Below are 12921 nucleotides of genomic sequence, written 5' to 3'. Positions count from 1 at the left end.
GCCCGCTCCCATGAACCTGGTGGAATCGCTCCGGACCCACCGCCTGCTGGCGATCGTCCGCGGCAAGGACCCCGCCGCGGCACTGCGCACCGTACGTACCCTGGCCGAGGAGGGCATCGCGGCCGTCGAGGTCTCACTGACCACCGCAGACGCCCTGACCGTCATCAGGCAGGCCCGCGCCGAACTCGGCCCCGAAGCACTCCTCGGCGCCGGAACCGTGCGCTCGGCCGCGGACGCGGCCCGCGCCGTGGAGGCCGGCGCGTCGTACCTCGTCACCCCGGCACTGGTCGACGGGCTGGCACCCTACGACGTGCCCGTACTGATGGGCGCCCTGACGCCGACCGAGATCGAACTCGCCCTCGCACGAGGTGCCGCCGCGATCAAACTCTTCCCCGGCACCCTCGGCGGCCCCGGCTATCTGCGGGCCCTGCGCGACCCCTTCCCCGAGGTGCCGTTCGTGCCCGTCGGCGGAGTGGATGCGCAGACAGCACGCGACTACCTGGACCGGGGTGCCATCGCCGTCGGTGTCGGTTCACCCCTTGTCGGGGACGCGGCCGATGGTGGCGACCTCGACCAACTCCGCGCCCGCGCGGCCGAGTTCCGCAAGGCCGCCGCAGAGGAGACGCCGTGACCACACCGGCCGGCCAGGGCGCGCCCGAGGTGGTGACCTTCGGCGAGACGATGGCGGCGCTGCGGGCACACGGCGCACTGAGGCTCGGCGGCGACCTCGGCCTGTCCGTCGCGGGAGCCGAGTCCAACGTGGCCATCGGCCTCGCCCGGCTCGGGCACCGGGTGCGCTGGGCCGGCCGGGTCGGTGCGGACGAACTCGGCGCGCTGGTACTGCGCACACTGCGCGCCGAGGGCGTCGACATCGACCACGCGGTCACCGACGACACCGGCCGCCCCACGGGACTGCTGCTCACCGAACCCCGCCTGGGCACGCTCACTCGTGTCAGCTACTACCGCGCCGGGTCGGCGGGTTCGGCCCTCTCACCGGCCGACGTGCTGCCCGCGCTGGCTCCGCAACCCCGCATCCTGCATCTGACCGGCATCACGCCGGCACTCAGCCCCTCGGCCGCGGAGGCCGCCCTGGCCGCCGCCGCGACCGCGCAGGCCGCCGGCGTCACCGTATGCCTGGACGTCAATCACCGCTCCCGGCTGTGGACCGCCGACCGCGCCCGCGCCGCGCTCCGGCCGCTGCTGGCCCGCACCGATCTGCTCATCGCCTCCGAGGACGAACTGCCGCTGGTGCTGGAACGGCCCGGCGTGGGCGAATCCGAGGCCGTGCACAGCATCCTGGCGGCAGGCGTGAGCGAGGTGGTCGTCAAACGGGGCGCGCACGGCGCGACCAGCGTCACCGCCGAGGGGACGACCGACCGCGCGGCGCGACGGGTCGACGCCGTCGATCTGGTCGGCGCGGGCGACGCCTTCGTGGCCGGGTACCTGTCCGGGCTCCTCGACGGCGCGGACGTCCCGGCCCGGCTGCACCGAGCCGTCACCACCGCGGCCTTCGCCGTCGCCACCCGAGGCGACTGGGAGGGCCTGCCGACCCGGGACGAACTCGGCCTGTTCGACCAGCCCGACGGCACCACCATCCGCTGATCCAGGAGACGGAACATGACATCAACGGCACCGTCGGCGGCGCTCGTCGTGGACGGAGGGTACGAACTCGCGGAGGGCGGCCGCTGGGTCGACGGCCGTTACGTGTACGTGGACATCCTCAGCGGACGGCTCTTCGAACTGCCCGACGAAGGTAATGGGAACGGGCCGACCTGCCTCGCCCGTCTCGACGTACCGCTGGGCGCCGTCGCGCCGGTCCACGGCCGGCCAGGCACCTGGATCGCCGCCGTGGACACCGGCATCGCGTTGCTCACCCCCGACGGCGCCCTGGAATGGCTTGACCGGCCCGAGGACCGCACCCCGGTCCCCAGCCGGATGAACGACGGCGTCGCCGACCCCGCAGGGCGTTTCTGGGCCGGCAGCATGGCCTACGACGTCACCCCCGGCGCGGGCTCCCTCTACCGCACGGACCCCGACGGCACGGTGGTCCGCGTCCTCGACGGCCTGACCATCGCCAACGGCCCGGCGTTCACCGCAGACGGCACCACCATGTACCTCGCCGACACGGCTGTCGGAACCGTCCTGCGCTGCCGGGTCGACCCCGTCTCGGGCGACCTCGTCGGCGGCCCGGAAACCTTCGCCCGACTGCGTGACGGCGAAGGCAGCCCCGACGGAATGACCGTCGATCAGGAGGGCTGTCTGTGGATCGCGCTGTGGGGCGCCGGGGCGGTCCGCCGCTATCATCCCGACGGCCGCCTGCTCCACACCCTGAGCGTCCCCGCCCCGCACCCCACGTCGGTGTGTCTGCACCCCGACGGCAACCGTCTTTTCGTCACCACAGCCCGGCACGGGGTGACGAATCCGACCGCGAACTCCGGCTCGGTACTGGGAATCCCCGTACCGACCAGGGGAACGGCAGCCTGCTCCTGGCAGGGACGGTTCTGAGCCACGCACCGATCCGGGGCACGCATCAGGAGAGTTCAGGGCCTGCGCCGGTACTGACGGCGCGGCCGGGTGGTGGGGGCGTGCTCACCCGGTCCGGATCGTGGCAGGCCGAGGGAGAATCCGCGACGCAATGACGTGGTCATGACCATCAATGCGGGAGATTGGCCGGATTGGTTCCCCTGCCCCCACCTGCGCCTTTCGGTGATTGCCGAAAGGCATTGCGGCTCACGACGGTGGTGAGCAGCCTTGGAGGCGGTCCGGTGACACCTGTAGGACCTTGACCTCCGAAAGGAAGACTGACGTGATCTTGAGAGGCAACAGGGAGATCGCCCGGGGCGCAGGTCGGCGCGGATGGCGGCGCGCGCTGCTCGGCGTCACCCTCGCGTTCGGCCTGGCGGCGCTGACGCCGCTCCAGGCCCAGGCGGCCCCTATACAGAGCGCGACATACGGCACGTTGCCCAACGAGGGCCTGTACCCGGAGCAGACCTCTTGCTCGGGAAGTTACTACCAGCCCAACGTGCCCGGGGGAGCCACGAAGACGGCGGTCTACGGGGGGCGGACCATCACCCTGAAGTACTTCTACAGCCCGAACTGCGGCTCTTTCGCCCGGATAGAGAACGCGCCCCAGGGCTGTGCCGCGCACAGCAACCGATCTGGTTCCCCGATCGTGTGGGTGCTGGAGACGGTCGACCCGGGGATCGACTACGCCTACTCCAAGGTGATCAACAACCTCAACGGCCGCCTGAGCAAGGCCGTGCTGTTCTGCGACAACCAGCGGCTGGCCGAGACAGCCTGGTACTAGGACCTGGCCGCAGTCTCAGGGAAGCCAGAGCCGTAGGCAGACGATGGTGACCTGACTTGGTGGTGGCGGGCGAGGCCCCGGCGAGGCAGCCGGGCGTGCCGCGTGTCGACGTGGCCACCGCACCAACCGGAGGCCGCGCCTGGTTCCGGGAGTCCTGCGGTGGCCACCAGCGATGTTGGACGGCGGTAGCGGCGGTGCCGGCGAGGACGACGGCCGCAAGGGGCACGGCGGTCAGCTTCCTCTCCAGGACGAATGCGTTCGGCCGGATGGTTCGGTCGCTTCTCAGTGCAGTTGCTGGGCCAGACCGACGATGATGCCCTCCGGGCCGCGGACGTAGCACAGCAGATAGCTGTCCTGGAACCGGGCCATCTCGCCGACGAGTTCGGCGCCGTGAGGGCGCAGACGGGAGACGGTGTCCTCGATGTCGTCGACGGCGAACATGACGCGGTGCGTGCCCAGAATGTTGTGCGGCGGGTTGCGTGGTCCGGCGCTGGTCGCCGCGGGGCTGCGGTACTTCGCCAGCTCGAGCCGGCTGAGACCGTCCGGGGTCCGGACCATCGCGATGTCACAGCGCACTCCGTCGAGTCCGGTGCACTGGTCGGCGACGAGGCCCTCGACCTGCGCCCTGCCCTCCAGCTCCATACCGAGTTCCACGAAGAACGCGATGGCGGCATCCAGGTCCTCGACGACGATGCCGACGTTGTCCATCCGCTGAATCGCCATGACGACTTCTCCTTCTTCCTCGTACGGCCGGTGGTGGCCTCTGACGCCCCTGGGACGGAGCCGGTGACACGGTTTCGACATCCCCGCACCGAGGAACTCCCAAGAATCTGGTTCGCACCGCATCACCGTTACACCATGCTTCCTCTCCCGGCCGGCGACAGGGCGGGGTCCGGACAGACCGGACCCCGCCCTGCGCCCTGGAGGGTGCTCAGCCATTGCTCGTGCGCCGTGCTTACGGCGTGTCGAGCACCGTTCCCGTGAGCACCGGCCTGTCGGGCAGCGGCACGGCGTTGCGGTCGGTCAGTGCGAGGCGCATCGACTCGGTCGGCTCGGCCACCTGATCCCGCACGGTCGGCACGACGAAGTCCACGCTGGTGCTCCCGGGCGGGATGTTCACCCACACCCACAGGTGCGCGTCGGACAGCGGCCGCTCGGGGTCGGGCACGTCACCGGACGACTCCTGCAGCCACTGCGCATCCACGTCCTTGGTGGACAGCTCGGCGCCCTCGGTGACCGGAAGGACCCGGACCGGTTCATAGAGGTCCACCGTTGTGGGTGCGTCCAGGGACAGCCGCCAGGTCAGCGTCTCACCCTCGGTCACCCGGTCCGCGACCGGCGACAGGGTGACCACCGGCTCGGGGTCGTCGTTCTGGACGGTGAGCCCGCCCCGGTGCTTGCCGACGACGGCGCCCCGGACGGCCTTGACGGCGATGTCGTGCTCTGCGTCGTCGCCGTAGACCGTGTCGCCCTTCACCTCGACCGGCACGTCGATCGCGTCGCTGCCGGGTCGTACGGTCACGAGGCGGTCCTCGGCCCGGCCGCTGTTCGGGTCGATGACGTACACGCGGACCTGCCCGCTGCCGTGCCCGGAGGTCTCGACCGGGATCCGGTAGGTGCGGGTGCCCGAGTCGCCCTCCTTGACGATCGTGCGGCCCACGTCGACACGCGGCAGTGCGGCCGCCTCCACCGCGGGAGTGCCGGGCGCCCAGCCCCACGCGTCCATCAGCCAGGCCCGCCCGGACTGCGAACGGGGTGTCAGTTCAAGGGACTTGATGTGCTGGAGATCGAGTCCGGCCCGCGTCGCGGCCGACAGTGGGACGCGAAGCTCCTGGGCCCAGTAGGAGGCGGTGTTCGCGGAGCCCGGGAGCCCGTCCACCTGGACCGAGCCCAGCGTCACTCGACGGTCGGAGGAGTCGGTGACGGCCACGTCGAGCTTCGTGCCGGTCGTGTTCGGCGGTACGAAGACCCGGAGCGCGAGCTTCTGGGAGTCGCGGAGGGAGAGCCGTTTGGCCGGAATGATATGTGCGGCCGTACCCGGCGCGGACCACTTCAGGTCCACCGCGCTGTGGCCGGTCTCCTGTTGCGTCTCCCACTCCGCGAAGTGCGGTGACGATCCGAGGGTCTCCGGATCCAGACAGGCCACGGCCGGGTCGGGGTCGATCGCCGAACACAGCTTGGCGCCGGTCACCTTCGCCCCGCCGTCCGGCAGGAAACCACCGCTGCGCCGGCCGCCGACCGCGTGGGTCAGCACCCGCGCCGGGTCCGCGGACGGGGCCCGCTTGCCGGAACCGTCGAGCAGCGGACGCACCCGGTCGTCCCCGGCGACGAAGAGCCGGGCCGCGGCGGCGATGTACGTGGCGCCCGCCTTGTGCTGCTGGGCGGCGGTCAGCCGGGTCGCGGCACCAGGCGCGCACACCGGGTCCGGTCCCTCCTCCGGGTCGGTCCGGAAGTCGTCCTGGGCCGGTGCGACGGCCTCGCCCGGTGTCCACTCGCTGTTGAAGTAGTTGTGGTTGGCGCCGACCATGTAGACCGCGCTGTGCAGTGCCGTGCCCCGGCTGATCCCGCGCGTCCCGTCGACGAAGTCCTCGCCCTGCAGGTCGGAGACGTCGCCGTCGCAGCCCGGCAGCAGCGTCACGGACGGTACGTCGGCGACGGGATTCCGGCCGTAGGCCGTCGGTCCGATGAGCACAGTCCCGCGCACCTTCCAGCGCACCGGGCCCCGGTAGCCGTCCTCGGCGGCCGGCGGTGCGTAGAGGCTGTCCATGGCGGCCCGGTTGACGCCCTCACCACCGCGCGAGTGGCCGACGAGCAGGACCTGGGAGAGGTCCGCCTTCGCCGCCTCGCGTACGACGGCCGGTGCGGAGGAACGATGGGCGGTCCAGTCGGCCCAGCGTGCGAGGTGCTGCCGTACCAGCGAGGAACGCGCCTGTGCGCCGGCGTCCTCGGCCTCCTGGTCCTGGGCGTTGATGCCGTTCGCCGAGATCGACACCGTCACATAGCCCTGGGAGGCCAGCAGTTGCTGGTCGCGCACATAGCCCTTGTGGCTCGGGATCGGCTTGTAGCCGTCCGCGCAGGGCCAGTCGGCGGTCACGTCGTTCTCGGAGCCCGGCTTGTAGCAGGGGTAGTGGCGGCCGTGCAGGAACAGCGCGAGAGGCCGGCTGCCGGTGGCACCCTTCGGTGCCACCACTTCGGCGGTCATCTCCACGGGGGTGTCGAACCCGGGCAGGCGCACCGGGGCGAGGTCGTACTCCCCGGTGACCGTGCTGTACGAGCCGGTCTCGCCCGGATCAACGCCGTTCGCCGGAGCCTGCGCGGGCACCCGTACCCCGCGTGAGCCGGACTCGTGCGTCTCATCGGCCACCGCGTCCAGTCGGCGCCCGGCGGCCGTCACTTGAAGACCCGTCAGCTGCTTGGGCCGCGTCTCCCCGAGGTCAAGACGGAAGGTCCGCCGGTCCTTCCCCGGCTTCGGCACCCCGAGCAGCCGGTCCCCTGCACGGAATTCGACCCGCGCGTCCCCCATGGGCACGGACTTGGGTGCACGCCAGACCAGCTCACGTGCCCCGGCCTCCCCGTCGATCCGCCAACCCGGCGGGAGCGGGGTCTGGTCCCTAGCGCTCAACAGCCCTACCTCGTGCGGCTGTTCCGCCTGTGCCAGTCCGGGCGAGCCCGCCAGGGCCGCCAGCACCGCCACGGCGGTCACACCTATTCGCCGGGCATGGATCAATGATCTTCTCCTCAAAACCCTGTGCGCAGACGTCCCTTCGGTCCCAGGCGTCTCTCACGTCACTGAGGACGAGGGAGGGGTGCCTGGGGGTTGACAGTGACGGGCCGCTGATTGCGGGCGAGCGGTGCGATCAAGCCAGGGGAGCTGCGGGGACTTGCGGATCACCTGCCGGTTCGACCACCAGACCGGCATGGTCGAAAAGTCGTCTCGCGCAGCCGTCGCTGGGGGCGGCGGGTGTGTAGCCTGTCGATCTGTTCGAACGCAACGAGGGTGGGCCGTGCAGACGTTGGTGGAGGAGGCCGTCGCGGAGGAGCTTCGTGCGGGGGGCGGTGAGGCGGTTCGCCTGTATGTATCTGCCTGCACCGAACGCATGGCACCTCTCTTCATGGGCCTGCGTACGGGCGCGCCCGGGCGGGAAGCGGAGCTGGACTTCTATGCGGAGTCCGTGCGGGATCTTTGGTATGTCGACCGTCCGCTCGCCGACGCCGCCGAGCGCGTTCGCCTGCTGGAGAGGTTCCCGGAACTGCAGTTGGACGAGGAGGGGATCACTGATGCCGCCGACACTTACGCCTTCTTCGCAGTCCTCTGCTTGCGGTATGCCCTGCTGGCCCACGGGTCAGGAAGCGCTGATGAGGCCGTGTCCTGCGGCCATGCGGCGCTCACCGCGATGGGGATGGTGGATCAGAACACGGCGGGTGCCAGCTTTCTCGCCGAAGAACAACGACTGCAGTCCCTCTCGCTGAGCGATGACGGCTCAGGCGTTTGGGACGCGAGCGTCGCGGCGGGGCGGGAGAGGTTCCGTGCCGTGTTGAGCCGCCTGCCTCACTAGGCATGCTCTGTTTCGCTGCCATCAGGCCGGGGGCGACATGGCCGTCCCCGTGGTCGGCACGTCGCACCCGTGCTTCGGTCAGCGGTCGACCGCGGGCAGAAGAACCAGTCCGGTGTCGACCATGATGCGGTCGACGGTCTCGTGCAGGGAACTGTGGGCGCCGATGACGGTCTCGGTGCCGCCGGGCAGGAGATCGCGTGCCCTGTACCAGTCACTCAGCTGCGTCTCGCTGACGTCGTCGGCGATCGGCTTGGTGGCGTGCCGGGCAAGGGTTTCGCCGAACGGGATGTCCAGGTAGTAAGCGTGAGTTGGGCCGCGGTGGTCGGCACGAAGCTCGGTGAGCATGTCGCCGTAATGGTCGGCGTAGAGGATGCCTTCGACGACGACGTGGAATCCGGCGTCCAGGGCGTAGCGGGCGGTCAGGCCGATCAGGCCGATGTTCGCGGCGCCGGGCCGGTCCCGCTCGCGCAGCACGATGCGGCGGAGGTTGTCCTGACCGACCACGGCCAGGCCGCGGCCGAACCGCTCGCGCAGGCCGGCCGCGACGGACGACTTCCCCGAGGCACTGTTGCCGCGCAGCACGACCAGTCGGGTTTCTTCACTGCCCACCATCACGGCAGTCACGCTATCTACGGCCGGCGACAGCGGCGGGGCGTTTCGTGGCACCGACGCCGGCGACACCCGGACGGGTCACTTCGACAACGGGCCTGACCTCAACGCCCCGCCCGCGTCGGCAGATCCGAGAATCAGTGCCTTCTACTTCCTGCACGTGAGTACGCGTACTCACGTGCAGGAGGCGGCTTGATCGGAGACTTGGCGCATGAGACGAACCACTGCCCTGACCAGCAAAGTTGTCAGCTCCCCGCGCCGCTCGCAGCTGACGCTCGCGACAGCAGCTTTTGCCGCTCTGGCACTGACCGGCTGCGGCACCGAGAAGACGAGCGCCAACGGACCGCAGGGCCGGCCTGCTCACGCTGCTGAGGTCCGGCCCGGCGCGGCCTTCACGGCGATGCTGGACAAGGTCGCTCATTCGTGTCCTCCGAGTGCCCCGCCGGAGGCGCCGCCGACCGGTCCGGCGCAGACCCTGCCGCCCGGCTCGGCGGAGATACCGCCGGACGTGGAGCCCATCGCCCCCACAGCAGGTCCGGAGGTGGAGTTGAATGCTCGCGACTGGTGTGCGAGCGCCCTTCATGAAGAGCGCATTGCCCATGCGCTCTGGGATCTCGTGGAGCCCACCCCGGCCAAGGTCCGGACGATTCTGAACGACCTCGGCTACGTCGACGAGCGCGTACACGACCTCGAACAGTCCGGTGAGACCACGCGGTTCCTTCTCGACCTGCGTGACAAGGGCGGACGGCTCTGCTTGGAGGGCTCGGCGGCCGGTGATCACACCGTCATCGACAAGTGTGTAGCTCCCGCGACAGGTCCGTTCACGCCTCCAGGGCGGGAGCAGTGAACATCAGCTTGGCGTGATCGGGATCCGGCGTTCCGGTCACTCAAGGTGGGTGAGATGGGACGACCGAGGTGGCCCTTTCTGGCCTCGCTCCGACACCCTCAACGCGGCGGCGATGTCCCTGTTGCCCGACTGCCTCGCGCGATGCGGTCGGTCGGGGTGCGTGTGACCGGTAGGCCTGACTGTCCGCGTGGTCGGTTGTGCCCGGATGACGGCCGGTTCACGTGTGGTGCTGGGGGATCGAGGCGAGCAGTTCCTCGTACTGGACGAACAGGCGGGGGGCCGGGGCCCCGGTGACGGCGTGGGTGCCGGCTCTGGCGAGCGCGGTCCAGCAGGCGGCCGTGAGCCTGCGGGCGTGGGCGCCGGGCCAGGGCTGGGGGAGGAGTTCGGGGGGCAGCAGGGGGTCGGGTTCCATGGCGTCGGTGAAGGCCGCAGCGAGCTGGACGGCCATGGTGAGCTGCTCGGGGCCGGTGAGGTCGTTCGGCTGTGCGAGCCGGTCGAGGCAGTGCTGGGCGAGGTGGGCGAGGCGGTCGTGGCGGGCGGCGATGTCGTCCAGGGGCCAGAGCGCGGCGGCCAGGGCGGGCGGGTCGGCCAGGCCACCGACGCGCAGGTCGGTGCTGGTGAGGCAGGTGACTGCGTGGGCGACGTCGAGTCGGCTGGCTTGCGCTTCGACCAGCTGCTCGATCCGGTTCGCGCTGACGTAGAGACCGCTCTGGACCGGGGCGGCGCCGAGGTGGCGCAAGCTGTCACGCAGGGCGTCGCGGGAGCTTCTGCTGGACTCGGGGATGGCGAAGGCGAACAGGTGCCAGACACCGTCCCAGGCGGCCAGCCCGTGGTCCTGCCGGTAGGCGTGGCGGACGTAGGCGACGTTGGGGGTGATCGAGCCGGTGACGTCGGCGACCGCCCTCAGGAGTGCCTTGCGTCCGCGTCCCTCGTGGACGAAACGGCCCTCGGCGACGAGCCGTTTGATGCAGAGGCGGACCTGCTGGTCCGTCATGCCGAGCAGGCCCGCGACCGTGTAGAGCTCACCGGCATCGATGGTGCCGTCCTCGCGGACCAGGGCATGGACGACCAGCCGGGTGGGGACGTGCATGGCGGGGGCGCTGTCCGCGTCGTCCGTCGGGGTGGTCGGGAGCGTGCTCATCGGGATCCCTTGGTACTCAGGGGCTTGGTGATGGCCCGGTGCATGGTGGTGACGGCGCCGAAGCCCATCAGTCTGCGCAGATACGGGGTCTGCTCGGTGTGCACCGCGACGAAGCCGTGCCGCTCGTACAGGGCGCGGGCGCGCGGGTTGACGTCGATGACGTCGAGCCGGACGCGCCGGCAGGAGTGCTCGGCGGCGACGGCCGCGACCTCGCGCAGCAGGAGGCTGCCGATGCCCTCGCCGCGGTGTTCCGGGGTGACGGCGATGCCGTCCATCACCAGCTCGCCGTCGGCGGGCTGTCGCTCCATCAGGGCGAGCAGCGCCAGTCGGCCCAGCCCGCGCCAGGCCCCGTAGGTGGACAGCACGTCGCGCGCGCCGCCGCCGAGCAGGCCGCGGTCGCCGAGTTGGTAGCCGGCCACGCCCGCCACTTCTCCGTCGACCACGGCGACCACGCCGCGGTCGTGGCGGAGATGTGCGGCGAGGAAGGCGCGGGCCGTGTCCGGCGGGTTCAGCGCGGTGCCGAGCTTGCGCCCGAAAGCCTCCCAGTACAGCGCGGCCACCCGGGCCTCGCTGCCCGGAGGTACGCCCCTGCGCACCTCCGGGCCGTGTCCCCGATCAGTCGGCTCCATCGGCGTCCCTTCCCCGCTGCGATGCGGATGCCCGCTTGCACTATCGACTCTACTACGTTCATTCTCGATGCGAACGTATTTACAGCGATAGCTTTCTGGAGGTGGGTGTGAGTCGCCGAACAAGGGGCCCGCGAGCGCGGCGTCGTCGGCGCGTCCTGGTGTGGGGCGCGGTCGTGGTTCTGCTGGTGGGCGCGGGACTCGGCGGTGTCGCGGTCTGGCAGAACACCTACGCGCTACGGGAGGAGCGCGTCACCGTCCGGCATGACGGTCGCCTGCTGGACGGCGTCCTCGCCCGGCCCGCGAACGGCGCCGGTCCGTTCGGCCTGGTGGTCTTCGTGCACGGGGACGGACCCGTCGACGCCACGCACGAGACCTTCTACCGGCCCGTGTGGGAGGCGTTCGCGAAGGCCGGCTACGCCTCGCTCTCCTTGAGCAAGCCGGGCGTCGGCGCCTCCGAGGGCAACTGGCTGGACCAGAGCATGGACGACCGTGCGGACGAGACTCTTGCCGCGATCGCCTGGGCCCGCACACGTCCCGGCATCGACGGCCGGCGCATCGGACTGTGGGGGGCCAGCCAGGCCGGGTGGGTGCTGCCCAAAGTCGCAGCCCGCGACCGAGCCGTCCGGTTCGTCATCGCGGTCTCACCGGCCGTCGACTGGCAGCAGCAGGGGCGCTACAACCTCCTCGCCGAACTGCGGAAGAACGGCGCCTCCCAGGACGAGACGCAGACGGCACTGCGGCGCCGCGAGACGACCCTGGACCTGCTGAGGCAGGGCGCGACCTTCGAGCACTACCGCAACGCCGTCGGCCGCAACGACGGCATGACCGCGGAACGCTGGCGGTTCATCGCCCGCAACTACCGCTCCAACGCCGCCGAGGACCTGCGCGCCATGCGCGGCACACCCACGCTCCTGGTGCTGGCCGGGCATGACATCAACGTCGACGTCGCCGACACCGAGTCCGCATACCGCCGCGTCCTGCCGCCTGACTCACTGACGGTCCGTCACTATCCTGACGCCACCCACTCGTTGGTCGGCAACGCCGTCGAGAACTCCGAGCCGCGCCTGACCCTCACCGCGGTCTTCGCTCCCCGGCGCCTGTACGCCACCGGGTTCCTCACTGAACAGCACCGCTTCGTCCGGCAGTTCACCGACCGCCAGGGCACCGACTGACCGCCACGACCATCGAACTCACCGGGTGGGCGTTCAAGAACGCGGGCGCGCGGATGCTGATGTCCGGGAGAGTGCCGGGGCCAGCCAGCGGTTGAGGAAGGCGCGGAGCCGCGTTTCGTCCCGCGGTGCCTCGCCGGGATGCTGCAGCAGCGACGTGAGGAGTCGCATGATGATCTCGGCGAGGCCGTTCAGGTCGTCCTCGTCGATGTCGGCGGCGGCCCAGTCGACGGGGAAGCGCCGCAGCATCTTGGCGCCGTAGGCGATGGTCTCCCTGGTGGTGGTGCCACGGCCGAAGGCGGCGGTGTCTCCGAGTTGCAGCAGAAGGCTCAGGCGTGGCTCGGTGGGGATGGTTCGTACGCAGAAGACCATGCCTTCGACCACGGCCTCGGCCGGGTCGGTGGTCCCTTGCAGGTGCGCGATCATCCGGTCGACGAACGACTCGGCGCCCTGGGCCGCCACCTCGCCGACGATGTCGCTGATACGGCCGAAGTGGCGGTAGACGGTCTGGCGGGTGACGCCGAGCTCGCCGGCGACGTCGGACAGGGTCGTCTTCGTGACGCCGTGCCTGTCGATGCAGCGGGCCGTCGCGTCGATGATGCGCTGCCGGGCCTCCGCGTCCGATGCGGGAGGCCGGCCTCCCCAGCCGTGATGCCCCATGGT

At 70.7% G+C, this 12921-nt stretch carries 13 protein-coding genes; 7 read left to right on the top strand and 6 right to left on the bottom strand.

The genetic code is table 11. From position 1 onward, the window contains the following. Nucleotides 1-10 precede the first annotated feature (10 nt). The 4 genes from KUF83_RS35215 to KUF83_RS35200 all read left to right on the top strand — a co-directional run bounded on the left by KUF83_RS35215 (nucleotide 11) and on the right by KUF83_RS35200 (nucleotide 3307). Nucleotides 11-631, top strand: a complete 621-nt coding sequence (locus tag KUF83_RS35215; RefSeq protein WP_217459100.1) for a bifunctional 4-hydroxy-2-oxoglutarate aldolase/2-dehydro-3-deoxy-phosphogluconate aldolase — start codon at nucleotides 11-13, stop codon at nucleotides 629-631. Nucleotides 632-681: 50 nt separating this feature from the next. Continuing rightward, nucleotides 682-1602 carry a sugar kinase gene (locus tag KUF83_RS35210; RefSeq protein ID WP_254644840.1) on the top strand — a complete coding sequence of 307 codons (921 nt, stop codon included), beginning with the start codon at nucleotides 682-684 and terminating at the stop codon, nucleotides 1600-1602. A 15-nt stretch (nucleotides 1603-1617) separates the two neighbouring features. Continuing rightward, nucleotides 1618-2505 (top strand): SMP-30/gluconolactonase/LRE family protein, encoded by an 888-nt coding sequence (locus tag KUF83_RS35205; protein ID WP_217459098.1) that lies wholly within the window; start codon nucleotides 1618-1620, stop codon nucleotides 2503-2505. Nucleotides 2506-2806: 301 nt separating this feature from the next. Continuing rightward, a complete protein-coding gene (locus KUF83_RS35200) occupies nucleotides 2807-3307 on the top strand; it encodes a hypothetical protein (protein ID WP_308403280.1) in 501 nt (166 codons plus the stop codon). Nucleotides 3308-3589: 282 nt separating this feature from the next. Here the strand turns inward: KUF83_RS35200 and KUF83_RS35195 are convergent, their stop codons facing one another. Both KUF83_RS35195 and KUF83_RS35190 read right to left on the bottom strand, forming a co-directional pair. Next, nucleotides 3590-4030, bottom strand: coding sequence for a VOC family protein (locus KUF83_RS35195; RefSeq protein ID WP_217459097.1), 441 nt, complete (start codon nucleotides 4028-4030; stop codon nucleotides 3590-3592). A gap of 232 nt (nucleotides 4031-4262) precedes the next feature. Next, nucleotides 4263-7034: a hypothetical protein gene (locus KUF83_RS35190; protein ID WP_217459096.1), complete on the bottom strand. Its 2772-nt coding sequence runs from the start codon at nucleotides 7032-7034 to the stop codon at nucleotides 4263-4265. Nucleotides 7035-7311: 277 nt separating this feature from the next. Here KUF83_RS35190 and KUF83_RS35185 point away from each other — a divergent pair, with 277 nt between their 5' ends. Beyond that, entirely contained in the window at nucleotides 7312-7863 is a 552-nt protein-coding gene (locus KUF83_RS35185) for a hypothetical protein (protein ID WP_217459095.1), read from the top strand. A 78-nt stretch (nucleotides 7864-7941) separates the two neighbouring features. On the opposite strand, the gene KUF83_RS35180 is transcribed toward KUF83_RS35185, so the two are convergent. Then, nucleotides 7942-8475: an AAA family ATPase gene (locus tag KUF83_RS35180; protein ID WP_217459214.1), complete on the bottom strand. Its 534-nt coding sequence runs from the start codon at nucleotides 8473-8475 to the stop codon at nucleotides 7942-7944. A gap of 208 nt (nucleotides 8476-8683) precedes the next feature. Between KUF83_RS35180 and KUF83_RS42240 the strand changes: the two genes are divergently transcribed. Then, nucleotides 8684-9319 carry a hypothetical protein gene (locus KUF83_RS42240; protein WP_254644826.1) on the top strand — a complete coding sequence of 212 codons (636 nt, stop codon included), beginning with the start codon at nucleotides 8684-8686 and terminating at the stop codon, nucleotides 9317-9319. 217 nt (nucleotides 9320-9536) lie between these two features. Here the strand turns inward: KUF83_RS42240 and KUF83_RS35170 are convergent, their stop codons facing one another. Continuing rightward, a complete protein-coding gene (locus tag KUF83_RS35170) occupies nucleotides 9537-10460 on the bottom strand; it encodes a PaaX family transcriptional regulator C-terminal domain-containing protein (protein WP_254644825.1) in 924 nt (307 codons plus the stop codon). Further along, complete coding sequence (locus KUF83_RS35165; protein ID WP_217459094.1) at nucleotides 10457-11089, bottom strand: GNAT family N-acetyltransferase; 633 nt, start codon at nucleotides 11087-11089, stop codon at nucleotides 10457-10459. Before KUF83_RS35165 ends, KUF83_RS35170 begins: the two co-directional genes overlap by 4 nt. A gap of 107 nt (nucleotides 11090-11196) precedes the next feature. Between KUF83_RS35165 and KUF83_RS35160 the strand changes: the two genes are divergently transcribed. Then, on the top strand, nucleotides 11197-12261 hold the full coding sequence (locus KUF83_RS35160; RefSeq protein ID WP_308403279.1) for a CocE/NonD family hydrolase: 1065 nt from the start codon (nucleotides 11197-11199) through the stop codon (nucleotides 12259-12261). Between the two features lie 33 nt (nucleotides 12262-12294). On the opposite strand, the gene KUF83_RS35155 is transcribed toward KUF83_RS35160, so the two are convergent. Next, nucleotides 12295-12918: a TetR/AcrR family transcriptional regulator gene (locus KUF83_RS35155; protein ID WP_217459093.1), complete on the bottom strand. Its 624-nt coding sequence runs from the start codon at nucleotides 12916-12918 to the stop codon at nucleotides 12295-12297. Nucleotides 12919-12921: the final 3 nt, after the last annotated feature.

Origin of the sequence: Streptomyces sp. BV286, assembly GCF_019090165.1 — a bacterium.
In the GTDB taxonomy this organism is placed as follows: domain Bacteria; phylum Actinomycetota; class Actinomycetes; order Streptomycetales; family Streptomycetaceae; genus Streptomyces.
Note: the sequence above shows the minus strand (reverse complement) of the source record. Positions and strands in the feature narration are given on the sequence as shown.